This window comes from Bhargavaea beijingensis (genome assembly GCF_900101985.1).
Classification (GTDB): Bacteria; Bacillota; Bacilli; order Bacillales_A; family Planococcaceae; genus Bhargavaea; species Bhargavaea beijingensis.
Genome location: NZ_FNAR01000001.1, coordinates 189422 through 215291 on the forward strand (window position 1 = coordinate 189422; position 25870 = coordinate 215291).

Here is a 25870-nt window from a genome sequence, read left to right on the forward strand (position 1 = left end):
GGTTTCTTTGTGTTTGGGATAGAGAATCGGAACTTGGAACTCGGAACTTTTGATTGAGTGAAATTTAGGAGGACTAACAAATGCGTACAACGTACATGGCGAAAGCCCAAGAAGTCGAGCGCAAGTGGCTCGTTGTCGACGCAGAGGGCAAGACGCTCGGCCGTCTATCGTCCGAAGTCGCAGCAATCCTGCGCGGCAAGCATAAACCAACGTACACTCCGAACGTGGACACAGGCGACCACGTCATCATCATTAATGCAGAAAAGATCGAAATGACTGGCAACAAACTCCAGAATAAGATCTACTACCGTCACACCGGCCACCCGGGCGGCATCCGCCAGCGTACTGCAGGCGAAATGCGCGAGAAGTATCCTACAAAGCTTCTTGAAACGTCCATCAAAGGCATGCTTCCAAAAGGCCCGCTCGGCCGTCAGATGTACCGCAAACTGCATGTTTACGCAGGCGCTGAACATCCACACGCAGCACAACAACCGGAAGTCTACGAACTTCGCGGGTAATTAAGAGGAGGAACCACTTTGGCACAAGTTCAATACATCGGCACTGGCCGCCGCAAGACTTCCGTTGCCCGCGTACGCCTCGTACCCGGCGAAGGCAAAGTCATCATCAACGGCCGTGACGCAGAAGATTACATTCCATTCGAAACACTCCGTGAAGTCATCAAGCAACCGCTTGTAGCGACTGAAACTCTCGGCAGCTACGACGTTCTCGTCAACGTCAACGGCGGCGGCTACACTGGACAAGCCGGCGCAATCCGCCACGGCGTTGCCCGTGCCCTGCTTCAGGTAGACCCTGACTTCCGCCCTGCGCTCAAATCCGCAGGTCTCCTCACACGTGACCCACGCATGAAGGAACGGAAGAAGTACGGCCTCAAAGGCGCGCGTCGTGCACCTCAATTCTCGAAGCGCTGATTTTCAACAGCTCAAAGGCTCTCAACCATTTTGGTTGGGGGCTTTTTTGTTATGATTAATAAGATAAGAGACGCAAGAGGAGGCCCATTCTTGAAAATCATAATATTAGGCGGGACCGGGCGGGTTGGCAGCCATATCGTCAAGTATGCCCTTCAGGACGGACACCATGTCACCGTCCTTGCCCGTCACCCGGAGAACGTTCAACTCAATGATGAACGCCTCACAGTCATCCAAGGCGATGCACTAGACGAAGAAGCGATTGCACAAGCTATGAATGGAATGGATGTGGTCATCAGCGCGCTCAATACGGACGGAGGCACGACACTCTCGGAAAGCATGCCGCTGATTCTCACAGCCATGAAAGCAGAAGGAATCAGGCGGATCATTACAATCGGGACCGCCGGAATCCTGCAGAGCCGGGTGGCGCCGGATGTCTTGCGCTACCGGTCCAGCGAGTCCAGACGGAAAACGACCCGGGCCGCAGAAGAACATGAAAAGGTCTACCATATACTCAGTCAATCCGATTTCGACTGGACCATTGTCTGTCCGACCTATTTGCCGGACGGCGAGCGTTTGGGCACCTACCGGACAGAAACCGATTTCCTGCCGGAAGGCGGCAGCCGGATTTCCGTTCCGGACACCGCAGAATTTGCGTATAGCCTGATCGAAAGCGGTGAACATATCAAAAAGCGTGTGGGGATCGCCTACTAAAAGAGGTTCATGCAAACGGCCCTTTCCGGTTTCAGCCGGAAAGGGCTCTTTAATAATACCGAGATTTCGGCGGTGGACAGGTCGATTATGATAAAATATTCAAAAGACTCAAAGACGATTGGTTCACAAGGGGAGAATGTCGAATGAAGCTGCTTTTTCCGTTGCTCGCATTGATTGGCGGCATTGCCGTCGCCATCCAGAGCCAGGTAAATGGGAACCTGGGCAGAAACGTCGGGGTGATCGAAGCGTCGTTTATTTCGTTTCTGATCGGGACGCTCGCGCTGTTTTTTGCGGTTCTATTTGTCGGCAACGGCAACCTGCTGGCCATGGCATCGGTTCCGAAATGGCAGCTGATCGGGGGGCTGATGGGCGCGATTTATGTCATCATCCTTGTCTTCTCCGTACCTAAAATCGGCGTGGCTGCGACGCTTGCCGGAATCATCGCGGGGCAAATGATCATGGGGGCGGTCATCGACCACTTCGGGCTGTTCGGAGGGGAACGCTTCCCGGTTGATGCGAAAAAGCTGCTCGCAATCGTGTTGCTGTTTGTATCGCTTTATTTATTTAATCAAAAGTAGGACTGCAAAGGGACCCATCCGCGGATGGGTCCCTTTCACAGTTCAGGAGGGTCCTGATAAAAATAGTTCGGAGTCAGCTTCTCATTGTTGTATGGCTTGTGGAAGATGTGCGTCGAAGCGGGAGACAGCGGCGGGATCAGCCAGGACCAGTTTCCGGTGACAGGACGTCCGTGTTTCCGCTCATTTTCTTCGAACTTCCTGAACTGCTCGGCTGCCGTATGATGGTCGACCAGCGTGACGCCGGCCTGCTGGTACGAATGCAGCACGGCGATGTTCAGCTCGACGAGCGCGCGGTCGACCCAGAGCGACCTGCTCGAGGACGTATCCAGGCCGAACACATCCGCCACTGCCGGCAGAAGATGATAACGTCCCTCATCCGCGAAGTTCCTCGCTCCGATCTCCGTGCCCATGTACCAGCCGTTAAACGGTGCCATCGGATACTCAATCCCGCCGATCTCAAGCAGCATATCCGAAATCATCGGGACGGCGTACCATTTCAGGCCAAGTTCGCCAAGTCCCTCATTGTCCGGATGGGTGATCGGCACTTCCATCACGGCATCGTCGGGAATCCCGAACAGCTCCGGTTCTTTTCCGTCTTCCCGGATGACGAGAGGGAGGACGTCAAACGGCGTGCCTTCCCCTTGCCAGCCGAGCTTCTCGCACAGCCCGGTGAATTCAAGCGATGCGGGGTCGCCGGTCACCCCGTCGACAGCCTCGTACCCGGCATACCGGATCAGCTGATGGTTCAGGACGCGGAGCGGATCGGCGCCGTTTTTCCTCGGAGGGAAAACGGTGATCGTGGAGCGGATTTTCCCGCCGTTCGTCGCGAATCGGATATGGTCAAGCAGTTGCCCATATGCTTCATCGGCGGTGCGCAGATGGCGGGCATCCACAACGTGAAGGGTATGCCAGAGCAGCCGTCCGATACAGCGGTTGCTGTTGCGCCACGCCATCCTTGCCCCATGGGTGAGTTCAGCGGATGTGTGGACATAGGTGCCGGTGGCTTCCACTTCCTCCCGGATTTCCCGGATCCGTTCTTCCTGCCGGTCCTCCGGGATTCCAAGCTCCGCGTAGCATTCCCTGATAAACTGTTCGGCTTTCATGATCAGTCGGTTGACCGTGGTCACTTGGTTCATTCGTCTCAACCTCCAGTACACAAAGTGTAGCATGGGCATCCGGTTAATCTTCGGTGAGACCGTGGAGGTTTGGTGAACGTTAACGGCAAAGAGCCTGCGTACCGGATTGCGGTACACAGGCTGATAGATGATCGATGATCAGGCTTCAGGTTCTTCTTCCCGGTCAAACCACAATTTTTCCTGGTCATCCACATCTCCATTGTAGTTGATGAGGATCTCCTCGCCCGTTTTGATGGGTGTATGGGCATAGAAGTTGAACGTATGGTTCTCGAAGCTGATTTCATAGGTCGCATTCGGCTCGTACGAGTGGTTGAACAGCATCCCGTAGCCGAGAAGGATGGCGGTATGGTTGAGACCGTACTCGAACGCGTAGTCCGCCAAAAGCGTCTGTTCGATATGCTCATGCTGGTCATTCGGATAGGCGATCACCGGTGCCTGATGGATCAGCGCACCCTTACGGATATCACACGTGGCAAATACCCCTCTGTTGAACTCCCCGTCGCTTAGTGTCGAAGTCTTGATTTCGATCAAACAATTCACCTGCTCATTTCTGATTTGAATTCATACACGGATGGTCTATATAAACTAAGAATAGTCGTCGGTATTCCCTCAGTATACAGCAGAATGGCGGGGAGCGTGTACCGGGGGGCTTTTGGTGACATCAAACGCGGTCGCCGGCCGGATGGTTGACGTTTCAGTCAGGGTTGTCAACGACTCACCAGGGATCAGGCGGGCCGGAACTCTCGGACCCGCTTGCTGCCGCGAAGGTTTCCGCATTCACCGGTCCGGTTTCGTCATTCGTCACTCTGGTTTCGTCATTCATCCCGATCATTTCGTCATTCGACAACTCGCGGGGCGTGAATGACGAAACCGGGGACTCGAATGACGAAACTGCAGCACTGAATGACGAAACCGCGGCCTCCAATGACGAAACCGCATTCCGGAATTAAAGCGCATCACCCTCACGGGGGCGATGCGCTTTTCTTATAGGGACTCCTCAATATATGAACGGACTTCTTCGCCGGAGGAGAGGGACAGGATGTGGTCGATCTTCGCTTCCATCTCCGTCTTGGAAAGGCCGGCGATCTTTGCGCGTGCTTTCAGGATAGAGGAAGCGCTCATCGAGAATTCATCGAGGCCCATGCCGAGCAGGACCGGGATGGCGGCTTCGTCGCCTGCCATTTCGCCGCACATGCCGGCGTGCTTGCCTTCCCGGTGGGCGGCGTCGATGACCATCTTGATCAGGCGGAGGACTGCCGGACTGAACGGCTGGTACAGGTACGACAGCTGTTCGTTCATCCGGTCGGCGGCCATCGTGTACTGGATCAGGTCGTTCGTGCCGATCGAGAAAAAGTCGACTTCTTTGGCGAACTGGTCTGCCATGAGCGCAGCGGACGGGATCTCGACCATCATGCCGATCTCGATCCGGTCGCTGACGGGGACGCCGGCTTTTGCAAGCTGTTCTTTTTCATCCAGGCAGATGGCCTTGGCTCGGCGGAATTCGTCCAGAGTCGCAATCATCGGGAACATAATCTTCAGGTGCCCGTGTACACTTGCCCGGAGCAGGGCGCGAAGCTGGACGCGGAACATGTCTTCCTCTTGGAGGCACAGCCGGATGGCGCGGATGCCGAGGAACGGGTTCGCCTCTACCGGGAGGTCCAGATAAGGCAGTTCCTTGTCGCCGCCGATGTCGAGTGTGCGGACGACCGTCGGGCGGCCTTCCATCTGTTCCAGCACGCTTTTATACGCTTCGTACTGTTCGTCTTCAGTAGGTAACTGGTCGCGGCCCATATAGAGGAACTCCGTGCGGAACAGGCCGATGCCTTCTCCGCCGTTTTCCAACACCTTCGCGACATCTGCCGGTGAGCCGATGTTGCCAGCCAGTTCCACTTGGTGGCCGTCTTTGGAGCGGGTCGGCTCATGGACCAACTGCGTGAGCTGTGCCTGCTCCTCCGCGTATAGGCGTCGCTTTTCTTCATAGGCTTTGAGCGTGGCGTCAGACGGGCTGACAATCACTTCGCCGGCTGTACCGTCGACGATGACCGTCATGCTGTTTTCAATCTGTGCCATTGCGGAGCGGCATCCGACGACCGCCGGAATCTCAAGCGTTCGTGCCAGGATGGCGGAGTGGGATGTGCGGCCGCCAATGTCGGTTACAAATCCCAGAATGTATTCCGGGTTCAGCTGGACGGTGTCGGACGGGGTCAGGTCCTCGGCGATGATGACCGTCTGCTCGCGGATCATCGCGGGACTCTGGAGCGTCACGCCGAGCAGATGGGCCAGGATGCGCTGGGTGACATCCCGTACGTCGGCTGCCCGCTCTTTCATGTATGCATTGTCCATCGATTCGAACAGGGTGACAAAGCCGTCTGCGGTTATTTTCAGCGCATGTTCCGCATTCACCTTTTCCGAGCGGATTTTGTCCTTGACCGGCCCGATAAGTTCGGGGTCGTCAAGCACGAGCAAATGGGCGCTGAAGATCTCTGCTTCGCTTTCGCTCAACTGTTCGGATGCATGCTTTCGGATGGTTTCAAGTTCTTCGCGGGAAGCCGCGATCGCCCGGTCCAGGCGTGCGCTTTCCGCTTCCGTGTCTGCGACAGTGACTTTTTCGGTTTGAAGGTCGGGATGCTCCAGCCGGAAGGCCTTTGCAATGGCAATGCCTCCGGAAGCCGCAATCCCTTTGATCCGCTGTTCCATTCAGCTGGCCAGCCCTTCGGATTTCATGACTTCGTCAATTTTGGCGATCGCTTCATGTTCATCCGGGCCTTCCGCCTTAACCGTGATGGTCGATCCGGAAGCGACTCCGAGGGACATGACGCCGAGAATGGACTTCATGTTCACGGATTTGTCTTGATAGACAAGAGTGATATCGGAAGAAAACGGGGCGAGCGAACCGACGAGCAAGGAAGTCGGACGTGCGTGTAGACCTTCGGATGCGCTGATTGTATATCGTTTTTCGACCATGTGTAATTCCTCCCTGAATGAAGACAGTCAGACAGGTGACTGTTTTTGATTGTTTATGAACGATTATGATGGATTTTGAAACCGATTTCAAGTAAAATGGGCTTAATCAATGACAGACGGGTGATCAAACATGCTGACAACAGAACGCCATGAGTGGATCATGGGCCAGCTAAAACAAAAACAGACCGTGAAAATTGCCGAGCTTGTTGAAGGCACCGGCGCATCGGAGTCGACCATCCGCAGGGACCTGACGGAACTTGAGGCGATGAACCTTCTGGAGCGCATTCACGGGGGCGCCACGATCCGTGAACGGAATATCCAGGAATTGAGCGTTTCTGATAAGTCCGTCAAGAACGAAGCAGAAAAGCGGCGGATCGCCGCACACGCCGCCGGGCTCGTCGAGGAGGGGGAATTCATCTTTCTTGATGCGGGCACGACGACTTTCAGGATGATTCCGTTCCTGGCGGAAAAGGGGGCTGTCGTTGTGACGAACGGCCTGACCCATGTGGATGCGCTCATCGACCACGGAATCACGACTTATTTGACCGGCGGCTACGTAAAAGGGAAGACGCTTGCACTGGTCGGACCGCAGGCGACCGGGGCACTTTCAGAGTACCGCTTTGACCGGTGTTTTCTCGGGGCGAACGGTTTTCATACAGAGTACGGTTACACGACGCCTGACCCCGAGGAAGCTGCCATCAAGAAACTGGCCGCTTCCCTGGCACGGCGCACCTATGTCGTCGCGGACCACAGCAAGGCAGGCAAGGTCAGCTTCACCAAAGTCCTTCCGATTTCCGGGGCCGCGCTGATCACGGATTCCCTGGAGGCGGCCATGCTGGAAGCGATTGAGAACCAAACAACTGTCAAGGTGGTGACGGAATGATCTACACCTATACGCTGACTCCTTCTCTGGACTATACCGTTTACCTTCCCGGCTTTACACCCGGAAAACTTAACCGTTCGGAAGAAGTGTACTACTATCCGGGCGGCAAGGGAATCAACGTCTCCCGTGTTTTGAAACGGCTGGGAACCGACAGTACGGCCGTCGGTCTTGCCGGGGGCTTTACGGGTGATTATCTCGAGCAGTTCCTCCGGGGTGAAGGCATCCGGACAGAGCTGATCCGGACAGACGGCATCACCCGCATCAATGTGAAAATCAAGTCCGGGCAGGAGACCGAACTGAACGGCCCGGGCCCGGACATTACGGAAAAGGATCGCCGGCAATTGCTGGACCGTGTAAGACGGATGGAGCGGGGCGACTGGCTTGTGCTGGCGGGCAGGATTCCCGATTCGGCAGGGACGGACTTTGCCGTGGAATTGGCGGGCATCTGCCGGGACATCGGCATCCGCCTCGCTGTCGACACATCCGGACCCATCCTGAAAGAGCTCGCCGGCATGCGGCCTGAACTGATGAAACCGAACGAGCATGAGCTCGGTGAGTTGTTCGGCGCCGACATTAAATCGAAGGAAGACGCCCTGCATTATGCCCGGCTGCTCGCAGGGCAAGGGGTCCGGCATGTCATCGTGTCGATGGGCGGGGCAGGCGCGCTCTACGTTTCAGACACCATGGAAGCCGAAGCGCAGGCCCCCAAAGTCGATGTGGTCAATACCGTCGGCGCGGGTGACTCACTCGTGTCGGGCTTTATCGCTGCACTCGAATCCGGCAAGGATGCGGAGGCCGCCTTCCGTTACGGTGTGGCCGCGGGAAGTGCGACGGTTTCGCGTTCGGACTTGTGCCGGAAAGAGGACGTTGACACACTGGCCGACCGGGTGACGATCACACGATTGAACGGAGGGGAAAACCGATGAACATCACTTCATTATTAACGAAAGATACCGTGCTTCTCGACCTGGCGGCTTCGAGCAAGGAAGCTGCGCTTTCGGAGCTTGTCGGCAAGCTTGATGAGGCGGGCAAGCTGTCGGACAGGGAAGCGTTCATGAATGATATCCTCGCGCGCGAGGCGCAGAGCACGACGGGCATCGGTGACGGGATTGCCATCCCGCATGCCAAATCCTCCGCGGTCCATGAGCCGGCGATCGCGTTTGGCCGCTCCGCACCGGGAATCGACTATGAGGCGCTCGACGGACAGCCGGCCCACCTGTTTTTCATGATCGCCGCAAGTGAAGGGGCGAACAATGATCACCTTGAAGCGCTGTCCCGGCTCGCAACGTTCCTCATGGACGGGAAGTTCCGGGAGCGTGTCCTGAAGGCGGCATCCGCCGATGAAGTGCTGGCAGCCGTGAACGACAAGGAGCGGGAGCTGGAGGAGCCCGAAGAGCCGGCGGAACCTGCCCAAGTACAAGCGGAGGCAGCACCTTCTCCAGGCAAAGTCCTCGCAGTCACCGCCTGCCCGACCGGCATTGCGCACACCTACATGGCGGCAGAGAAGCTGAATGAACGGGCGAAGGAACGCGGCATCCCGATAAAAGTTGAAACAAACGGCTCCTCCGGCGTGAAAAACCGGCTGACGCCGGAAGAGATTGCCGAGGCGGACGTCATCATCGTCGCCGCAGACACGAAAGTGGAGATGGCCCGCTTTGACGGCAAACCGGTGATCCAGACAAAAGTCGGCAAGGCAATCCATGAAACGGATGTGCTGCTGGACCGCGCCACTCAAAAAGACGCCCCGATCTACCACGCCGAAGCCAAATCGGACAAGGGCGATTCCACCGAGCCGAAAAGCGGATTTTATAAGCACCTGATGAACGGTGTATCGAACATGCTGCCGTTTGTCGTCGGGGGCGGGATCCTGATCGCCCTGTCATTTTTCTGGGGCATCCATTCCAGCGACCCGGCAAGCCCTGAGTATAATGCATTCGCCGCCATGCTGAACACGATCGGGGGCGGCAAGGCATTTTTCCTCATGGTCCCTGTATTGGCAGGTTTCATCGCATCGAGCATCGCAGAGCGTCCCGGCTTCGCACCCGGCATGGTCGGCGGCCTGATCGCGATCACTGTTTCCGGAGTGGAAGGGGCGGACGGCGGCTCCGGCTTCCTCGGCGGGATCATCGCCGGCTTCCTGGCCGGTTATGTCACCCTCTTCGTGAAAAAGATGTTCGCCAAACTGCCGGATGCGCTTGAAGGACTCAAGCCGGTTCTTTTTTATCCGCTGTTCAGTATCGCCATCACCGGTATCATCATGATGCTGATCAACCCTCAGCTGACGAAGCTGTACACCGGCCTGTCTGCCTTCCTCGAAGGGCTCGGCGGCACCAACCAGGTCCTGGTCGGCCTGATCATCGGTGCCATGATGGCGGTCGATATGGGCGGCCCGGTCAACAAGGCAGCCTACACGTTCGGCATCGCCATGCTGGATGCCGGCAACTTCAACTTTATCGCGGCGGTCATGGCTGCGGGCATGGTGCCGCCGCTCGGCATGGCCCTCGCCACGACCCTCTTTAAGAAACGCTTTTCCAGACAAGAGCGTGAAGCGGGCAAGACGGCCTACGTGCTCGGTGCCTGCTTTATCACGGAAGGGGTCATTCCGTTTGCCGCGGCTGACCCCGCGCGCGTCATTCCGGCGTCCATCGGAGGGGCAGCCGTGACGGGCGCGCTCACGATGCTGTTCGACATCAGCCTCCGCGCGCCGCATGGCGGGATCTTCGTCATGGGCCTCGTGGACGGCGGCATCATGAAAGTGCTCCTTTATGCAGCGGCAATCATCGCAGGTGCGTTTGTCACGGCATTCCTGGCGGGTATGCTGAAAAAGCCTGCCGTGCCGGCTGCGTAAGAGTCGGGTATGCGGAGACGATATCATCCCGGAGTTAGACGTATCTATTTCATTGAAACGTTAAGGGCAGTCCGTCAATGCGGACTGCCCTTTTTGTGCTGGCCTGATTCGATGATCGTGCTGTTCAGCAAGTACCCCACACGATACTTTTCTGCTAGCTGTCGGATAAAACAGAGCAGCTCCTCCTCTCGGACACTGCCGGCAGAGAACCCGTCCAGGAGACGCAGGTACGCCTGCCTTTCACCCTCATCCGCCTGCCTCTTGAAATAGCCCCACATATGCTGGACAGCATTCCGTACCGACCCGGGCGTGGGCCGTGTTCGAACCGCTTCACCGATCAGCGACTCGATGTCCGCAAAAGACGGGTTCCCTTTCAAGATCTCCCGGATCCGGCCGTAATGGGCCTGGCTATGGTACATGACCCGGTATTTCTCACGGCTCCATAATTCCTCCATCTGTCGCCGTTCATTCATGGACGCATCCTCCTTGGCAATACAGCTAAAACACCGGCACGGTTCCGTTCCCGTGCCGGTTGTTTCGTATTTGGAGCAGTCAGCCGATATGCCGCTCGTCCAGGAGAGGAAAGCTTTCGACGATTCCCTGGACGACACGTTCGCCTTCTTCTTCCCAATGGGACTTGCGCCGGATCGGGCCATCTTTTTCTTCAGGGCTTTGGAACTGGTTGAGGCCCGTGGTCGCCAGCAGGTCGTCGCCTTCATGGTCAAGGCCGATGTTGAGAACATGCTTGAGGACGAACGGCTGGCCGAACACGATCTGTGTCTCAGGGTCCTCCAACATGCCGGAGATCACATCAAAGGGGATCCGGAGATAAATCGTTTCTTCCCCGTCCTTGGATAGGACCCCGTCAAACATGGCCTCGTCGTATTCCCAGTTGCCGCAAAGCGTAATATTCCGTTCAAGCAGAATCGGATAAATATCACCGAACCGGGCCTGTTTGCCCTGAAGCTCTGTTTCCAGTTTCAGCATTCCTACCACTCTCCTTTTCAATTCGCAGGTGATAGTCTATTCCCGGTATTGAGGGAAATAACCCCGATGAAAGAGAGCGGATCCGGAAATCGCTAAATTTCGTCATGGCGAGCAGCTATTTCCCGGGAAATATGTCGGATGCCGCAGTCAGCCATTCGCCGCTTCCTTCAATACTGCCATCGAATGGCGTTTGCTTTCCGCACTGAATACAGGGGTGATCGCCATGAGTTCATCGACGCCCAATGCAGAGAGAGGATCCATTTTGCGCCTGAGTGTTTCCTTTGAGCCGATCAGGTAGGTGGACAGGATGTCGCGGACTTCCTGCTTTTCCTTTTCCGTCATGCTTCCGGCAAGCGCTTCGGAAGGATCGGGCAGCCGCATCTGGATGCCCCGGTGGAATCCGAATTGAACATGGGCGGAGCTCCTCGCGATCCATTCCGCTTCATCATCCGTGCCGGCAGCAAACACCCGGGAGGCAAGAGCGACATAAGGCCTTTCCAAAAAGGGAGAAGGGCGGAACTTTTTTCTGTACAGTCCGATCGTCTCCCGCATTTCTTCCTGCTCCGCATTAATGAAGCGGGCGAAGGCATACGGCAACCCGCGCTCCGCGGCGAGCAGGGCGGACGCGGGTCCGGTTCCGAGAATCCAGGGGAGAGGCTTTTGGACGGCGGCAGGGGAGGCCTGCAAATAGCCGCTCATCGGGTGGCTTTCCGGCAGCTCATCTTCCAGGTACTCCATCAATTCATCGACCATCTCCGGGAATCGCTCCTTTTGCCGGGGTTTCGCATCGGCAAGCGCACGGCCGCCCTGGAGCGCGATTGTCGGCAGGTGTGTGCCGCCGGGTGCCTTTCCGACGCCGAGGTCGACGCGCCCCGGGGAAAGTACGCTCATCACCCGGAAATTTTCGGCCACCTTGTACGGTGCATAGTGTGTCAGCATGACGCCGCCCGTGCCGATGCGGATCGTTTCCGTTTTTGCCAGCAGATGGGCCGCGAGAATTTCCGGGGAAGAACCGGCAATTGTGTCGGAACCATGATGCTCCGACACCCAGAAACGCCGGTACCCAAGGCGGTCTGCGAGACGCGCGGCCTCCACGGTACCGGCGAACCCCTCCTCGGCGGTTTGCCCTTCTGCAAGTTGTGTCTGGTCCAGCATGCTTATTTCCATCTGTGCCGCCTCCTTTCTGCAAATGCTATCGGCCTGATACCGAATTTTCAACGAATGTACACCGGAGAGAAGGGATGCGGACTGTATTTATCGAAAAAATTGAGTTACGATGAAAGGTATATCATTCACTTACGAGGAAGGATCGGGATCAAATGAGTGGGTTTCCAAAAGAAGCGATGCGAGTACTGAAAGAAACAAGCCGGACATTTTATATTCCGATTACTTTTCTGCAGAAGGAGCTTAAGGCTTCCGTCGCCTCTGCCTATCTCGTTTTCCGGGCGATCGATGAGATTGAGGACCACGAGGAGATCGGCAATGAGCTCAAACATTCCCTTCTCATGCAGGTGAGCGAGCTGTTCGGGCAGCCGTTCGACAATGAGCGCTACCTCGGCATCCTCGGGCCGGTCAGCGAGCGGATGCCGGAAGTGACGCTCAAGCTTGCCGACTGGATGGAGGCCTGCCCGGACGCTGTGCGCCCGCGTGTTGCGGATGCGGCGCGGGAAATGTCCGAGGGCATGGCCAAATGGGCAAAGGCCGGCTGGAAAATCCGTACCAGGGAAGACCTCGACGATTATACCTACTACGTGGCGGGGCTCGTCGGTGTATTGCTGTCGGATCTCTGGGGTCACTATGCAGGGGAAAAGACGGACCGGCAGCTTGCGATCGGCTACGGGCGCGGCCTCCAGGCGGTCAACATCCTGCGCAATGAAAAAGAAGACCTGGACGAGCGCGGCGTCCGCTTCGTGCCGGACGGCTGGACGCGTGACGACCTGTTCCGCTATGCGGAAGACAATCTCGCAAAGGCGGATGAATACATGAAGGCGCTCCGCTCAAAGAGCGTCATCCTGTTTTGCCGGCTGCCGCTGGCCCTTGCCCACAAGACGCTCGGTGCGCTGAAGGAAGGGCGCGAGAAGATGTCCAGGGACGAAGTGGTCCGGACGGTCGAGGAGGTCCGTGTCGAACCAGCAAAGACAAAAGGCGGTGTTGGCATTGGCGGGCTCGATTGAACAGAGAAAATCCGAACACATCCAGATCACACTAAACGAAAAGGTCACAGGCGATGCGATTACAACGGGGTTTGAGTCGTATGCCTTCATCCATAATGCCCTTCCTGAGATCGACTTCGCGGAGATTTCGACAGAGACGGAGTTTCTGGGCCATGCCTGCCGGACACCATTCCTGATCAGTTCCATGACGGGCGGGACGGCGGTTGCCGAGATGATCAACCGGAACCTGGCGGAAGCCGCCGAGGAACGCGGCTGGGCGCTTGCGCTCGGATCCACCCGCGCGCTCCTGGACAGCGACGGCCATCCGCCATCGTTTCTCATGCGCAAGTACGCGCCGAGCGTGCCGATCATCGCGAATATCGGTGCCGTCCAGTTTAACTACGGTTACGGCACAGACGAGTGCAGGCGGATCGTCGAGCTGACGGAGGCCGATATGCTTGTCCTGCACCTGAACAGCATCCAGGAAGTGATCCAGGACGGCGGGGATACGAACTTCAAAAACCTCCTGATGAAGATCGAGACACTCTGCGCGGGGCTCGGCGTCCCGGTTGGCGTCAAGGAAGTCGGCTGGGGCATCGACGGCGACACCGCCCGGCGCCTGACGGAAGCGGGCATCGCCTTTGTAGACGTTGCGGGCGCCGGCGGCACATCGTGGAGCCAGGTGGAAAAGTTCCGGTCCAAGGACCCGGTGCGCCGTGCCGCGGCAGAGACGTTCAGCGACTGGGGCATCCCGACGGCCGACTCGATCCGGATGGTACGCGGGGAAATCGGCGGCCGCCCGCTTGTCGCAAGCGGCGGCATGCGGACGGGACTCGATGGCGCAAAAGCGCTGGCACTCGGCGCGGACTTTGTCGGTTTCGGCCGCTCGATCCTGAAGGAAGCGACGCAAAGTGCCGAAGACGTTCTGGAGTCAATGGCCGTGCGCGAAATGGAGCTCCGCATGGCGATGTTCGGCGTCGGTGCATCGAGTCTGCGGGAACTAAAGGACACATGGCGTTTTGTAAGAAAAGAGCGTTGACACGCCCCGGCACCGGCCGGGGCGTGCAGTGTTGCGGGTGGGGAGAGCCGGCATCGTTACTGGCCAGTATGGGGTCGTCTCAATGAGTTTAACCAACGCCTCACCGAATCCGCCGTGCATACAGACAAATTTCAACAAAATGTAAACGCTTTATTGAAACACCCGCCTGCTTGTGGTATTCTTTACCTATAAAATCACAGCGGTCTCATGTGACTGATCCGATCAGGCATGGGGGCAAGAGCGGAGCCTGCGGGCTCACGCTCTGCTCCCATGCCTTTTATCGTGATCACAACGGGACGACCCGAAAGGTGGAATGTGCGAATGCTGTCCAATCTGTTCAAGAAAAAAAGCAAGGAAGAAAAGGTGATGGCACCGGTCTCCGGTCAACTGATGCCGATCGACCAAGTGCCGGATCCGGTTTTTAGCAGCAAGATGATGGGAGAGGGAATTGCGGTCATGCCGGAATCGGGACGTGTCGTCGCGCCGGTTGACGGTACGGTGGTGATGGTCGCCAATACGGGCCACGCGATCGGCATCCGCTCCGGCCAAGGGACCGAGTACCTCATTCATATCGGACTGGACACGGTGGCCCTGGAAGGCGAAGGATTCAATGTTCTCGTGCGCCAGGAAGACAAAGTCACTGCCGGACAGCCGCTGATTGAGGCGGACTGGACGTATCTCGGTGAAAACGCCAAAAGCACGGTCACACCGATTGTCGTAACAAATGGGGAAGGAAAGACGGTCCAGCCGGAAGCCGAAGGCACCTGCACGGCGGGAGAAACAGTGATCATGACTGTCACAACCGACTGAGCCGGCTTCCCGACTGGAGGAGGGGTCCGATGAAGATCAGCAAAATCCTCAATAACAATGCGATTATCGTCCGCGACGGGGACCGGGAAAAGGTTGTGGTCGGAGCGGGGGTCGCCTTCGGCAAAAAGCGCAACGATCCCGTTCCGGCCGACAAGATCGAGAAGGTGTTTGTCATGACGGAAAACGAGCAGCTCAGCCAGCTGCTCGGCAGGATTCCGGAGGAGCATTTCACAGTGTCGGAAGCGATCATCTCGCGCGCCGAAAAAACACTTGGAACCAAGCTTAATGAGCACATCCACCTCGTTCTGACCGACCATCTGTCGTTCGCGATCGAGCGGACAAAAGATGGCATCCATGTCCATAATAAGCTGCTCGGGGAAATCCGGCTCCTTTACCCGAAAGAGTATAGCATCGGGCTATGGGGAATCGGTCATATCCGGGATACGCTCGGCGTGGAGATGCCGGTCGACGAGGCGGGGTTTATCGCGCTTCATCTCCATACGATGAAACCGCACGGCAGCAACCTGAACGACACGATCCGCCAGGCGACCATCGTCCGTGACATGCTGCGATCGATCCGCGGCTGCCTGAAGGAGGAGATTGAGGAAGACGACATCTCCTACCAACGGCTTGTGACCCATCTCCAGCACTCCGTCGCCAATCTCGGCCGGTATGACGCACATACGCTGGACAGGGAAATGGCAGAACTGATCCGCAGCCGCTACGCAAAATCGTACCAGTGTGCGAAAGTGATGGCGGCGGAAAGCAGACGGCTTCACGAAATCGAAATACCGGAGCCCGAATTGGCATATATTGCATTGCACATCGAAAGGCTCAGGAATCCGGGAAATCAGGGGACATGACGAAAGGGGGAAATTTCGAATGAAAAAGTATTTGCAAAGGCTGGGTAGCTCCCTTATGCTGCCGGTCGCGGTCCTTCCGGCTGCGGCCATCCTGATGGGGATCGGCTACTGGATTGACCCGACCGGCTGGGGATCCGGAAACGTCTTCGCGGCGTTCCTGATCACGGCGGGGGACTCGATTCTCAAAAACATTCCGATCCTGTTCGCGGTGGGGGCCGCAATCGGGCTTTCCAGGGAAAAGGATGGAGCGGCGGCATTAAGCGGCCTGGTCGCCTACCTCGTGGTCACTTCCATGCTATCGACCAATTCGGTGGGGCTTCTGACACAGACAGACCCGGAAAACGTCGATATGGCATTTGGCCAGATTCAAAACGCATTTATCGGTATTCTTTCAGGGGTCATCGCATCCATCATGTATAACCGGTTCAGCCAGGTAAAGCTGCCGGACTTCCTGGCGTTCTTCAGCGGCAAGCGGCTTGTGCCGATCATGTCGGCTGTGGCAATGCTTGTCGCATCGGCGGTTCTGTTCTTTGTCTGGCCGATCGTTTACGGCGGGCTTGTCTCATTCGGCCAGTCGATCCTCAACCTCGGAGCGGCGGGCGCAGGGATTTACGGTTTCTTTAACCGCCTGCTGATTCCGACAGGGTTGCACCACGCGCTCAACGCTGTGTTCTGGTTTGACACGGTCGGCATCAACGACATCGGCAACTTCTGGAGCAGTACCGGCGAACAGGGGATCACGGGCCGCTACCAGGCCGGATTCTTCCCGATCATGATGTTCGGACTGCCGGCAGCGGCGCTCGCGATGTACCATACGGCAAAGACAAAACGACGCAAGCAGGCGGCCTCACTCATGCTTGCAGCCGGATTCGCCTCGTTCTTCACGGGCGTCACCGAGCCGCTTGAGTTCTCGTTCATGTTCCTCGCGCCTGCACTGTACGTCGTACACGCGGCGCTCACAGGACTGTCGCTCTTCATCGCGGCTACATTCCAGTGGACGGCCGGTTTCGGATTCAGTGCCGGGCTGGTTGACTTTCTGCTCAGCCTGCGCATCCCGATTGCCAACATGCCGCTCATGCTCTTGGTACAGGGCCTGTTCTTCGCGCTGATCTACTACTTCCTGTTCCGTTTCCTCATCAGGAAATTCGACCTGAAAACACCTGGCCGGGAAGACGATGAAATCGTCGAGGAAGAAGCGGAAACCGCAACAGGCGACGACAAGTTCAAGTCGATGGCCGTGAAAATCTATGACGGCCTCGGCGGCAAAGACAATGTCCGCAGTATCGACAATTGCGCGACAAGGCTGCGTGTCGAAGTGGCCGACATGGCCAAAGTCGACCAGAAGAAAATCAAATCCACCGGCGTACCGGGCGTCAATGTCGTCGGCAAACACAATATCCAAGTCATCGTCGGCACAAGTGTCCAGTTCGTTGCTGATGAAGTGAAAAAACTGCACAAAAAATAAGTGTTAAACGAACCAACGGAGGCGTTTCCAGATGCAAAAAACATTCAAAATCACTGCACCAGAAGGGCTTCACGCCCGTCCCGCCACACAGCTTGTTTCAGCGGTCAATTCACTGGATGCGGACATCCAGCTGATTCACGGCAGCAAATCGGCCAATCTGAAGTCCATCATGGGCGTCATGGCTCAGGCCGTCCCGCACGGCGCAACCGTTACGGTCACTGCGGAAGGCGCCGAAGCCGAAAAGGCGATCGAAAAAGTGACCGAGGTGTTCGTCTCCCAGTCACTCGGGGAAGAAACGGAATCATGATCCAAGCGCTGCGGCTACTGCCGTGGCGCTTTTTTTACGTGTTCACTTCTTCTAATTACTCTTTTGTCTTTAGTTTTTGTCCTTTGGATAAAAAACATATCTTTTAGCACTGGAGTTTTTTTCTTTTTTTATTTAATATTGCTACAAGATATTTTTGAAAAGGGTGGATCTAATGGAAAAAATGATGAAAATATTATTGACTATATCTCTGATAATACTGGCTTTTAACAGCTTTTTGTTAGTGAGCTATTTAAAAAATATAGCTGAATTAATGGGTGCATTAATAAACTCGACTTACTAAAAAACTTTTTATAATGTAGAGTTATTTAATTTTATATAACACCCCTGCCGAGTTTGAACCACCCCCGGATTACGGACTCTTTAAGTCGTGGTTCGTTTTTTTTTTTGTTGCCATAACTCTGTATACTGGGCAGAAAGTTGAACGGACGAGATTTTGATGAGCTGCTCATTCAATAGTGAACCTATTTGCGGACCTCGATCATAAAACTCTCCTGGGCGATGGCAAGGTTATTGTCTGAGAGAGCTGTGGTAGCATCAGCAGTCACCTTCAACTCTTTATGGTCTTCTAAAGGCATTCTTTTAGAGATTTTCCCGGGACAAATTTCTCATCTTTTCCCGGACAGTTAACACCGTCAATTATCGGGCTTTAAGCCGCGTCATTAACTATAGTGTATGTACCGATATGGTCCCACTCTCCAGCTCCAAACACTGTAATTACAGGGGGGAACTTCGGGTAGGTCTTCTACTAATACGCCATCAACAGATATAGCCGTTGTATTAGTATCATCCTATTTACCAAAGGCAAACACCTATGCTGAGCTGCTTGATTTGACGCAAACCAAGTTAGTGTTGTGTCTTCAAAAATCTTGTTTACCTTTTCTTAATTCAATCGTGAATTAATTAGGAGGGTGTTATGGAAGAAGGACTAGGTGTTTTTTTGTCAACGAAACTTGAAAAATTATACAAAACACTAAGAAAGATGGGAGCTAATAAGGAGGATGCAGAAGATATAATTCAAGAAACAGCTTACCGATTTATTTTATATATTGATGGAATTGATATCAATTATTCAGAAGCTTGGCTGCATCGCGTGGCCATCAATCAGTTTTACGACTTAATGAAGAAAAGAAAAACGATTAGGGGTTATCTGGAGAACATCAAAATTGAAGATTTACTTGATTACCATACACCTGAACAAGTAGTACTCGACATTGAAAGCCGTCAAAAAATAAATAAGTGGTTTGATAATATATCCCGAAAAAACAAAGAAATGATTTTACTAAAATACGTTGCGGGGTTATCACTTAAAGAAATCGCAATGATTTATAAAACAACCGATAAATCAGTCAAAACACAGCTTGCAAGATCTAGAACAAAATTGAAAAGGTTAATTCGTTGGGAGGAGAAAGTTTGAAGGAACACCAAAATCGAATTTTTGATAAAGGTTCATACGATGACATATTAAAAAAAGCAAAAAAGCGATCAATTCGTAGAACTGTAATTATTTCGTTCACCATTACATTTATAGCTTTTTTATTGCTAGCAACATTTTTATTTTTTGCGTACCAAAATATGAACAATTCTATGGAAGATTACTCAGAATTAAGATTAACAGAATCAAAAATACAAGGTGCAAATATTAATCATGATAAGATTACAATCAGCTATGGTATAGAGTCAGCTATCACTCAGGAACAGTACATAAAGAATATCGCAGGTTTACCTTTCACTTGGTACAATGAGCAAACTCTCTATAAAATTTATGATGCCCCAACTACAATTATGGATAGCTCGATTACCTCAATAAATGGGATTCACTATTACAGAAATGGACAGAGGGTAATCAATTTTAGGTATCCAACTGCAGGTGCTGCCAATGATGATCGCGATTTACTGAAGAACCTTCCTGCCAATTCAAAAGTTGAAGTAGCTCTCTCTTTTAAGAAAGCTATGAAAGTTGAGGAACTCGCTGATTATTTCCCAAATGCCCAATGGGTTTGGGTAGCAGATCCTGAATTGGAGGATAGAATAGCGGAAGAGCTTAGATCTGTCACAGACACTGAAGAAAGAAAAAGGATGGGATATGTGATTGGGGATTATGCATACGGCTTTAAAATGGAAAAGGACGTGAACAAATCCTCCGGCAATTTCATAACTTCATTAAAGAAGTTAGAGAAACAGCACCATCAAACTGCAATTTCTATTTTGTCTAAGACCACTAATCCAGACGACTTGGAGATATCGGGAGTAGTCTTAACGGGAACCGCTTCTGAATTGTCTTCGTTAAATCATATGCACCTCATTCAATTTGTCAGTGTGGGAGTTATTATTCCATATTAAACTAGAATCCAGAAATATGGTCGCATCCAGTAGGTCACTTGCTAGGAGATATTGTAGCGTCGCGTAGAAGGCATGATAACCTGATAGTTATAAAAGAAAAAACGGGGGAGATAGTTATTTTGTCCTCCTCCGTTTTCTTGTTCTTCCATGTGGAGGCTCTTGTCTAGGTCAACCACAAAACCGCCTTTTATAAAGAAAACCAAACTTTGAAGGGGCCAAGGGGAAAAAGTAACCTTGGTCCCTTCGTGTTAAATCAAGTGTTTCTTCAATCATCTAGTGGACCAATCACGAGGTGTCCCCGGCCTGATCAGAAAATCAGTCAGTGCGTTGCCGCCTTATTGATAAGCCTTACGATCGGCAGGACCAGCTGTATGATTTCAGACTGCGGACGAGGCAAACAAATCCCGTATGGCTTCTGAATGTTCGATATAGCGAACTATATATGGGCCGGTCAATGTTAAAATGGTCTATAAATAACTCATAAGGATAAAAAAAGTAATTGTGTATGCCGGTATGCATATAGAGCCAACGTGGAGGCGAGTATGGAAAATCAGCTGACTGCAGACAGCATTTCTAAATCATTCAATGGAAAAACCGTGGTTCGTGCAACCAGCCTTAAAATACGAAAAGGTAGTATACATGTGATTGAAGGGAAGAGCGGATCGGGGAAATCGACTTTGCTGAGTATGTTGGGTGGAATGGAAAAGCCGGACAAAGGGGAAGTTCGCTTTAAGGGATCTTCACTTTACCGACTAAATGATACCGAGCAATCAAAGGTCAGGGGAACCTCTTTCGGTTATGTCTTTCAATCATTTCATTTGATTCCTGAGTTGACGGTGAAAAAGAATATTGAGTTACCTCTGCAATTCAATCCTCGAGGCGTTAAGAAACACAGGGTTGATGAGATTGCGGATGCGCTGGGCATTTCATCTCAGTTGGAAAAAAGACCTGACTTTCTATCCGGCGGTGAACAGCAGCGGGTTGCCATCGCGAGGGCGGTCATCACGAATCCTGACATCTTATTTGCAGATGAACCAACTGGCAACTTGGATCAAGCCACGTCTAAAACTGTTGTAGAACTCTTAACCACTCTTGTGGAGTCTATGCAGATCAGTTTGGTTGTAGTGACACATGAACAAAACCTCTTTTCTCATCCTCATTATCTCTATCAGATGGAGAATGGTCGTTTAAGAGAGGTGGATTGAACGTGTTTAAACTAGCGATGAAGCTAATGCTCTCCAGAAGAAAATGGTTAATCGTCATTATTTGTTCGTTTGCCCTAATGCTTGCCGCCACTTTCTCCATCCTGATGGCTTCTGAAACGATCAAGTCAAACCTAAAAAAAGCGGCCTATCAAAATTACGGGGAACACACCGGCGTTATACTGGGCGCGGAAGCTTTGAAAGAAGATGTCCGTAAGAATGCCGATAGCGTCGGTGAGTTTGCATTATCTGATCGGCTGATATTGAAAAACGGCAAAGTGGTATCCGTTGGATGGTTTGATGAAGAGGCACTTAGGCTAAGTCATATCCGGTTATCCGAAGGTACATTTCCAAGCAAAGCAAATGAAATCGTGATTGAAAGTTCCTATAAGAAATTGCTGGATAAACAGGATGGTCAAGTGTGGAAGATCGGAGAAAGCAAACTTCTTGAATTTGAAAGCGGCCATGAGCAAGTGACATTAGCCGGAGTCATTGAAGATTATTCAGCAAACTGGTCGGTGCCGGCAGGTGTGGAGAAAGGCAAGGATGATTTCCCGAACATCCTAACCTTGAAGCCAGAAATCACCCCCTATCAGACGCATAACTATATGTTTCAAATCAAGGCCAATAAATACACTGCCCTTGATCAAAGTTCCAGTTTGATCAGTGATTACGGCGAGGGCTTTATTAATTCACGACTTTTACATACGGGGCTTATCGATTATGGGACTGTCTCAACCGTGGCCTTTGCGTTTCAAATCGTGGTCATCTGCCTGTCCATTATCAGTATTTTAACCCTGCTCTCCTTTTATTTTGCAAATACAGTGAAGAAGATCGGCATATTTAAAGCGGTTGGCGCAAATAGCCTACATCTATTTTCCATCATCAGCTACCAATACTTGATTATGCTGTCTGCCGGCATATTGCTTGCAGTTCCGATGTCCATCCCGCTTACCACTCTGATTGTGGAGAACACATATGACAATGGAAAACCGAACGATTTAAATTGGGCCTATATCATCGGGCTGAATCTGGTCATGATTTTAATCATTTCTCTGTGTGTGGTTTTGAAGACCATTCAAGATGTTAGAAAGGTCCATGCATCTTCTGTTGCCTCTTCCATGCGCGGCAACACTCAACAGCTGGATATTTCAAAGCTGAGAACTGAGAAGTTTATTCTTAAACAGTTATACATGCAAGTTGTGACATTTAAAAAGTGGTCCATCCTTACCGTTCTGTCATTATCTCTCTGTATGCTGGTCATCACCCTGTCAATCTTCATTCAAAAAGAGACAGCTGGGATTTGGGGCAGTGATGTCGACTATTACATCTCAGCCCAAGAGTTGTTTCAGTCCAAAACGATTGGCCATCTGGAAGTTTTAAAAGAGGAAGGGCTCACAATTTCAGCAAATGACGTCAATCGGATCGAAAGCTTACCTTTTGTCTCCAATGTAGAGAAAACTCCCTTCATGGTCGATGTCCATCCTTTAATTGAGGAGGAGTTTATCCCGCAATCGCTTGGAAATTGGATATCTTCCCTAGACCCTGAGGAGGGGGCATATAAGGATAAACGAATCATCCCCCATGCCAATTACCAAGTGGTAGATGCAAAAGGATTTGAAGAATTATACGGAGAGAGATCGTTCGAAGAATTTCAGGGAAAAGTGCTTCTATTGTTACCCTCAGGCATTCATGGCGAAAACTTAAAAGGACATGAGATGCAATTTGTGAGGAAATACAAAAGCGGATCAGGCCTTAAAACACAGGAATGGACGTACCCCATCTATGATGTCATGGATGCTTCGGAAGTAGGAATGGAAGATTTGGCTTTCACGGTTATTTTAGACGAGGAAACTGCTATTAAAAATGGAATGTTCCGAGGGTATTATAATCTCTCCATTTCTACCAAGGATTATTTGTCCGAAAAGCAAACTGATGAGCTGGAATCCATTCTGAGCGAAATCGTTTCCACGACACCGGGGAGTCTATATCAAAAGATTTCCGATTTTGAAATCGAAGACACAAAGATTTCGTTCTTCTTCGGTTTCCTGGGCAAACTCTCCTATAGCACAGCCATTTTGTTGGCTGTTATCAGTACGATCACGATGATATTCGGTAAATACAACAACCAAAAGCTCCGTTGGGGAACTTATATGTCCTTAGGGATGAGTAAAAAGCGGGTAATCCAATATCTGGGGTTGGAGTTGCTCCTTTACCTGGTCTGCGGGTCCATCATCAGCACGCTGATCTTTTTGGCCATGGCGTTCTGGATTGGCCATGTATATCCAATATCCCTCTACTTGCTGTATCACTTGCTTTCGATTGCAATGATCAGTCTATTGCTTCTGACAGGCATTTGTTTAGTCAGAAACCAGATTAACAAACACTCGATACACGATTTGCTGAGAAGAGATGAATAAGTAAGATGAATTTTTTAACGCGGGGTGGATAAAGGTGAGACTGGCAGAACTGATTGGGATTGTGAAAGAAAATTTTTATCTGGCTGTAGTTGTGGTCATCGTATTAGGTGTCCTGTTTTTCCTGTTGAACAGGAGTTCTATGCATCATGGAAAAGGAGATACCAAAAAGCGGTTGGTTTTGTTGGCCTTGTTCATAGGCTATTTGATCATGGTCATCGGCGTCACCTTTCTGAACAGGGGACCGGGCTACACGAGCAACGTGGACTTGTCCCTTTTCTCCTCATACCGGGAAGCTTGGTATCTATACAGTACCCGGCACTGGCAGTTCATCTATTTGAATATCCTGATGTTTGTCCCGTTCGGCATGCTCGTTCCGCTGCTGAACCCGCGCTTTAAACAGGCGCTTTGGATGATCGGGGCAGCCATGCTGTTCACACTGTCCATTGAAAGTCTCCAACTGATCACGGGTTACGGGACGTTTGAGGCGGACGACCTGTTCAACAATCTGTTGGGCGCGGTCATCGGATACGGTCTCACAATGGGTTTCCTTTCCCTGAAGGAGAAGAAGGGAGTAAAAAGCTCCCTCATCTATCTGACGCCCTTATTGGTCACAGTCATTTTGTTTGGAAGCATATTTGCCTATTATCATTCCAAGGAGTACGGGAATCTCTCCATCGTCCCGGCGAACCGGGCAGACATGAAACAGGCCGAAGTAACGACCAACGTAACGTTGGATGGCAGCCGAAAAACTGTCCCCGTCTATCGGGCACCCAGTTATACGAAAGAAAGGGCAGACGAGTTTGCCGGAGAGTTTTTCGGAAGGATGAAGATTGATCCGGCGGAAATTGAGGATATTTCGTATCCCGATGAAGGGCTGTATCGGGTACATGGAGATTCCGCCTACCAACTGTCATTTCGGTTTCTGGATGGAAGCCATAGCCTGACAGATTTTTCTCTGTTGGATGATGGCCGTGAACCGGAAGACGCAGACGAGGGGAAGGTAAAAGCAAGCCTGAAAAAGTACGGGCTGGAAATTCCCTCGGAGGCCAGCTTCCAAAGGATCGATACGGGGAAGTATGAGTGGACGGTAGACCAAGAGGCAAGCGGGAACCGGCTTACAGACGGTGAATTGTCCGTCACCTACTACAATGACGGGACCGTGAAGGAATTCGATAACCGCCTGGTTACCTATGAGAAACAAAAAGATGTCCGGATCAAAAGCGAACAGGAGGCCTATCAGGAGCTTTTGAAAGGGAAGTTTCAGCACTTCTCGGAAAACCGGAAAATCGGCAGCCTGCAAATCGATGAGGTGAGGATAAGCTATGCGTTGGACTCTAAAGGCTTTTACCAACCCGTATATGCCTTCCAAAGTATAGTGGATGGTACGGAGATGACCATCCTGGTTCCGGGAATCTAACAGAGTTAGTTGCTGCCTTATTAAATTCCAACTGTTGTTGAAGGCGTGCAACAGACAGATCCATGAAAAAGCTAAGGGGAAGGGGAAGGCATCATGTGGATCCGGCAGCCGTTTGATGAATTTCTTGGGTATACATACAACCGGCTTTCTGAAGAGGAAGTGGAGGTCGGGCTAGAAGTGAAGGACCTGTACGTGAACAGTGCCGGTGTCATTCACGGGGGCATCATTTCGTCACTTGCCGATGTGGCGATGTCGAATTTGGTGCCGGCCGATGAAAACGGCGTCCAGCAGATGGTGACGGTCGATCTGAACGTGTCGTTCCTGAGGGCGGCGAGAGGGCGGGCCCTCCATGCGGTTGCGCGCATCGAAAAAGACGGGCGCACACTTGTCCATGCGGTTTGCACCGTCTATGACGAACAGGAGCGCCCAGTTGCCTCGGCAAAAGGGATATTTTTCCGGATCTGAAGGGGCAGGGCGGATGAAGTGATGGTATGCCCACGTTCAAGAACGGGAACAATTCTCTTTATGATGATAAGCGGGGAAGCGGCGACCCGCTGATTTTGCTGCACGGCCTCACGATGAATCATCTTCACTTTCAGCAGGGATATGGAACGGCTTCGCCGGCACTTCCGATCTGATCGGCGACCGTATCGGTGATGTGCTTGCGCTCATGGACATCCCGGGCCTGAAAAAGCGGGGATCGACGGGAAACTATATTGCCCAAGGCACCGCAATAAGGAGTTTCTGGATGGTGACAAGTGGGTGACGTCAAAGCCAAATAGTTTAACGTTAAACTA

General features: G+C 52.6%; 28 protein-coding genes. 21 read left to right on the forward strand and 7 right to left on the reverse strand.

The genetic code is table 11. The features are described 5' to 3' along the window. Positions 1-80: 80 nt before the first annotated feature. The 4 genes from rplM to BLT01_RS01030 all read left to right on the forward strand — a co-directional run bounded on the left by rplM (position 81) and on the right by BLT01_RS01030 (position 2218). Positions 81-518 (forward strand): 50S ribosomal protein L13, encoded by a 438-nt coding sequence (gene rplM / locus BLT01_RS01015; RefSeq protein WP_092093314.1) that lies wholly within the window; start codon positions 81-83, stop codon positions 516-518. 18 nt (positions 519-536) lie between these two features. Continuing rightward, positions 537-929, forward strand: a complete 393-nt coding sequence (gene rpsI, locus BLT01_RS01020; protein WP_092093318.1) for a 30S ribosomal protein S9 — start codon at positions 537-539, stop codon at positions 927-929. 90 nt (positions 930-1019) lie between these two features. After that, on the forward strand, positions 1020-1640 hold the full coding sequence (locus tag BLT01_RS01025) for an NAD(P)-dependent oxidoreductase (protein ID WP_092093323.1): 621 nt from the start codon (positions 1020-1022) through the stop codon (positions 1638-1640). A gap of 143 nt (positions 1641-1783) precedes the next feature. Further along, positions 1784-2218, forward strand: coding sequence for a DMT family transporter (locus BLT01_RS01030; RefSeq protein ID WP_092093327.1), 435 nt, complete (start codon positions 1784-1786; stop codon positions 2216-2218). A 35-nt stretch (positions 2219-2253) separates the two neighbouring features. On the opposite strand, the gene BLT01_RS01035 is transcribed toward BLT01_RS01030, so the two are convergent. After that, positions 2254-3354, reverse strand: coding sequence for a nitric oxide synthase oxygenase (locus tag BLT01_RS01035; protein ID WP_092093330.1), 1101 nt, complete (start codon positions 3352-3354; stop codon positions 2254-2256). Positions 3355-3492: 138 nt separating this feature from the next. Beyond that, complete coding sequence (locus BLT01_RS01040; RefSeq protein ID WP_125904239.1) at positions 3493-3885, reverse strand: SET domain-containing protein; 393 nt, start codon at positions 3883-3885, stop codon at positions 3493-3495. A 155-nt stretch (positions 3886-4040) separates the two neighbouring features. On the opposite strand from BLT01_RS01040, the gene BLT01_RS01045 reads away from it, so the two are divergent. After that, positions 4041-4304: a hypothetical protein gene (locus BLT01_RS01045; RefSeq protein WP_143020571.1), complete on the forward strand. Its 264-nt coding sequence runs from the start codon at positions 4041-4043 to the stop codon at positions 4302-4304. A 34-nt stretch (positions 4305-4338) separates the two neighbouring features. On the opposite strand, the gene ptsP is transcribed toward BLT01_RS01045, so the two are convergent. Together ptsP and BLT01_RS01055 are read right to left on the reverse strand one after the other, a co-directional pair. Then, entirely contained in the window at positions 4339-6051 is a 1713-nt protein-coding gene (gene ptsP, locus BLT01_RS01050; protein ID WP_092093340.1) for a phosphoenolpyruvate--protein phosphotransferase, read from the reverse strand. Further along, positions 6052-6318, reverse strand: coding sequence for a phosphocarrier protein HPr (locus BLT01_RS01055; RefSeq protein ID WP_092093344.1), 267 nt, complete (start codon positions 6316-6318; stop codon positions 6052-6054). 130 nt (positions 6319-6448) lie between these two features. On the opposite strand from BLT01_RS01055, the gene BLT01_RS01060 reads away from it, so the two are divergent. From BLT01_RS01060 to BLT01_RS01070, 3 genes are read left to right on the forward strand one after another with little or no spacing between them, the layout of a single operon-like run. Then, on the forward strand, positions 6449-7201 hold the full coding sequence (locus BLT01_RS01060) for a DeoR/GlpR family DNA-binding transcription regulator (protein ID WP_092093347.1): 753 nt from the start codon (positions 6449-6451) through the stop codon (positions 7199-7201). After that, entirely contained in the window at positions 7198-8127 is a 930-nt protein-coding gene (pfkB, locus tag BLT01_RS01065; protein WP_092093351.1) for a 1-phosphofructokinase, read from the forward strand. The genes BLT01_RS01060 and pfkB overlap by 4 nt, the downstream gene beginning before the upstream one ends. Continuing rightward, complete coding sequence (locus tag BLT01_RS01070; protein WP_092093355.1) at positions 8124-10049, forward strand: PTS fructose transporter subunit IIABC; 1926 nt, start codon at positions 8124-8126, stop codon at positions 10047-10049. Before pfkB ends, BLT01_RS01070 begins: the two co-directional genes overlap by 4 nt. Positions 10050-10123: 74 nt before the next feature. Here BLT01_RS01070 and BLT01_RS01075 read toward each other — a convergent pair whose 3' ends face one another. From BLT01_RS01075 to BLT01_RS01085, 3 genes are all read right to left on the reverse strand, one after another. Beyond that, positions 10124-10522: a YbgA family protein gene (locus tag BLT01_RS01075; protein ID WP_092093359.1), complete on the reverse strand. Its 399-nt coding sequence runs from the start codon at positions 10520-10522 to the stop codon at positions 10124-10126. Positions 10523-10601: 79 nt separating this feature from the next. Beyond that, a complete protein-coding gene (locus BLT01_RS01080; protein ID WP_092093363.1) occupies positions 10602-11036 on the reverse strand; it encodes a YugN family protein in 435 nt (144 codons plus the stop codon). Positions 11037-11183: 147 nt separating this feature from the next. Beyond that, entirely contained in the window at positions 11184-12203 is a 1020-nt protein-coding gene (locus BLT01_RS01085; RefSeq protein WP_092093367.1) for an LLM class flavin-dependent oxidoreductase, read from the reverse strand. A gap of 152 nt (positions 12204-12355) precedes the next feature. Here BLT01_RS01085 and BLT01_RS01090 point away from each other — a divergent pair, with 152 nt between their 5' ends. The 13 genes from BLT01_RS01090 to BLT01_RS15130 all read left to right on the forward strand — a co-directional run bounded on the left by BLT01_RS01090 (position 12356) and on the right by BLT01_RS15130 (position 25711). Then, positions 12356-13210, forward strand: a complete 855-nt coding sequence (locus BLT01_RS01090; RefSeq protein WP_092093370.1) for a squalene/phytoene synthase family protein — start codon at positions 12356-12358, stop codon at positions 13208-13210. After that, entirely contained in the window at positions 13194-14228 is a 1035-nt protein-coding gene (gene fni / locus BLT01_RS01095; protein ID WP_092093374.1) for a type 2 isopentenyl-diphosphate Delta-isomerase, read from the forward strand. The genes BLT01_RS01090 and fni overlap by 17 nt, the downstream gene beginning before the upstream one ends. A gap of 321 nt (positions 14229-14549) precedes the next feature. Then, positions 14550-15038 (forward strand): PTS sugar transporter subunit IIA, encoded by a 489-nt coding sequence (locus BLT01_RS01100; RefSeq protein ID WP_092093380.1) that lies wholly within the window; start codon positions 14550-14552, stop codon positions 15036-15038. A 29-nt stretch (positions 15039-15067) separates the two neighbouring features. After that, a complete protein-coding gene (locus tag BLT01_RS01105; protein ID WP_092093385.1) occupies positions 15068-15901 on the forward strand; it encodes a PRD domain-containing protein in 834 nt (277 codons plus the stop codon). A gap of 19 nt (positions 15902-15920) precedes the next feature. Next, positions 15921-17366, forward strand: coding sequence for an N-acetylglucosamine-specific PTS transporter subunit IIBC (nagE, locus tag BLT01_RS01110; protein ID WP_092093390.1), 1446 nt, complete (start codon positions 15921-15923; stop codon positions 17364-17366). Positions 17367-17397: 31 nt separating this feature from the next. Further along, positions 17398-17673 carry an HPr family phosphocarrier protein gene (locus tag BLT01_RS01115; protein ID WP_092093394.1) on the forward strand — a complete coding sequence of 92 codons (276 nt, stop codon included), beginning with the start codon at positions 17398-17400 and terminating at the stop codon, positions 17671-17673. Between the two features lie 934 nt (positions 17674-18607). Then, entirely contained in the window at positions 18608-19108 is a 501-nt protein-coding gene (locus BLT01_RS01120; RefSeq protein ID WP_092093398.1) for an RNA polymerase sigma factor, read from the forward strand. After that, entirely contained in the window at positions 19105-20034 is a 930-nt protein-coding gene (locus BLT01_RS01125) for an anti sigma factor C-terminal domain-containing protein (protein ID WP_092093402.1), read from the forward strand. Before BLT01_RS01120 ends, BLT01_RS01125 begins: the two co-directional genes overlap by 4 nt. 542 nt (positions 20035-20576) lie before the next feature. Then, positions 20577-21239 carry an ABC transporter ATP-binding protein gene (locus tag BLT01_RS01130; RefSeq protein ID WP_092093406.1) on the forward strand — a complete coding sequence of 221 codons (663 nt, stop codon included), beginning with the start codon at positions 20577-20579 and terminating at the stop codon, positions 21237-21239. Between the two features lie 2 nt (positions 21240-21241). Then, positions 21242-23656 carry an ABC transporter permease gene (locus BLT01_RS01135; RefSeq protein WP_092093410.1) on the forward strand — a complete coding sequence of 805 codons (2415 nt, stop codon included), beginning with the start codon at positions 21242-21244 and terminating at the stop codon, positions 23654-23656. A 34-nt stretch (positions 23657-23690) separates the two neighbouring features. Continuing rightward, entirely contained in the window at positions 23691-25073 is a 1383-nt protein-coding gene (locus tag BLT01_RS01140; protein WP_092093413.1) for a VanZ family protein, read from the forward strand. Between the two features lie 93 nt (positions 25074-25166). Further along, positions 25167-25538, forward strand: coding sequence for a PaaI family thioesterase (locus BLT01_RS01145; RefSeq protein ID WP_245696830.1), 372 nt, complete (start codon positions 25167-25169; stop codon positions 25536-25538). Between the two features lie 26 nt (positions 25539-25564). Then, the gene (locus tag BLT01_RS15130; RefSeq protein ID WP_176764982.1) at positions 25565-25711 is read left to right on the forward strand and encodes a hypothetical protein; all 147 of its coding nucleotides are present in this window, start codon (positions 25565-25567) and stop codon (positions 25709-25711) included. Positions 25712-25870: the final 159 nt, after the last annotated feature.

What these genes read in the sequence shown, in the direction of transcription:
- BLT01_RS01030 (WP_092093327.1), top strand. Translation starts at nt 1,784, where the DNA reads ATGAAGCTGCTTTTTCCGTTGCTCGCATTGATTGGCGGCATTGCCGTC.
- ptsP (WP_092093340.1), bottom strand. Translation starts at nt 6,051, where the DNA reads ATGGAACAGCGGATCAAAGGGATTGCGGCTTCCGGAGGCATTGCCATT.
- BLT01_RS01085 (WP_092093367.1), bottom strand. Translation starts at nt 12,203, where the DNA reads ATGGAAATAAGCATGCTGGACCAGACACAACTTGCAGAAGGGCAAACC.
- nagE (WP_092093390.1), top strand. Translation starts at nt 15,921, where the DNA reads ATGAAAAAGTATTTGCAAAGGCTGGGTAGCTCCCTTATGCTGCCGGTC.
- BLT01_RS01145 (WP_245696830.1), top strand. Translation starts at nt 25,167, where the DNA reads ATGTGGATCCGGCAGCCGTTTGATGAATTTCTTGGGTATACATACAAC.
- BLT01_RS15130 (WP_176764982.1), top strand. Translation starts at nt 25,565, where the DNA reads ATGCCCACGTTCAAGAACGGGAACAATTCTCTTTATGATGATAAGCGG.
- BLT01_RS01105 (WP_092093385.1), top strand. Translation starts at nt 15,068, where the DNA reads ATGAAGATCAGCAAAATCCTCAATAACAATGCGATTATCGTCCGCGAC.
- BLT01_RS01120 (WP_092093398.1), top strand. Translation starts at nt 18,608, where the DNA reads ATGGAAGAAGGACTAGGTGTTTTTTTGTCAACGAAACTTGAAAAATTA.
- BLT01_RS01130 (WP_092093406.1), top strand. Translation starts at nt 20,577, where the DNA reads ATGGAAAATCAGCTGACTGCAGACAGCATTTCTAAATCATTCAATGGA.
- rplM (WP_092093314.1), top strand. Translation starts at nt 81, where the DNA reads ATGCGTACAACGTACATGGCGAAAGCCCAAGAAGTCGAGCGCAAGTGG.
- BLT01_RS01115 (WP_092093394.1), top strand. Translation starts at nt 17,398, where the DNA reads ATGCAAAAAACATTCAAAATCACTGCACCAGAAGGGCTTCACGCCCGT.
- BLT01_RS01075 (WP_092093359.1), bottom strand. Translation starts at nt 10,522, where the DNA reads ATGAATGAACGGCGACAGATGGAGGAATTATGGAGCCGTGAGAAATAC.
- BLT01_RS01100 (WP_092093380.1), top strand. Translation starts at nt 14,550, where the DNA reads ATGCTGTCCAATCTGTTCAAGAAAAAAAGCAAGGAAGAAAAGGTGATG.
- pfkB (WP_092093351.1), top strand. Translation starts at nt 7,198, where the DNA reads ATGATCTACACCTATACGCTGACTCCTTCTCTGGACTATACCGTTTAC.
- BLT01_RS01070 (WP_092093355.1), top strand. Translation starts at nt 8,124, where the DNA reads ATGAACATCACTTCATTATTAACGAAAGATACCGTGCTTCTCGACCTG.
- BLT01_RS01080 (WP_092093363.1), bottom strand. Translation starts at nt 11,036, where the DNA reads ATGCTGAAACTGGAAACAGAGCTTCAGGGCAAACAGGCCCGGTTCGGT.
- BLT01_RS01060 (WP_092093347.1), top strand. Translation starts at nt 6,449, where the DNA reads ATGCTGACAACAGAACGCCATGAGTGGATCATGGGCCAGCTAAAACAA.
- BLT01_RS01055 (WP_092093344.1), bottom strand. Translation starts at nt 6,318, where the DNA reads ATGGTCGAAAAACGATATACAATCAGCGCATCCGAAGGTCTACACGCA.
- BLT01_RS01035 (WP_092093330.1), bottom strand. Translation starts at nt 3,354, where the DNA reads ATGAACCAAGTGACCACGGTCAACCGACTGATCATGAAAGCCGAACAG.
- BLT01_RS01090 (WP_092093370.1), top strand. Translation starts at nt 12,356, where the DNA reads ATGAGTGGGTTTCCAAAAGAAGCGATGCGAGTACTGAAAGAAACAAGC.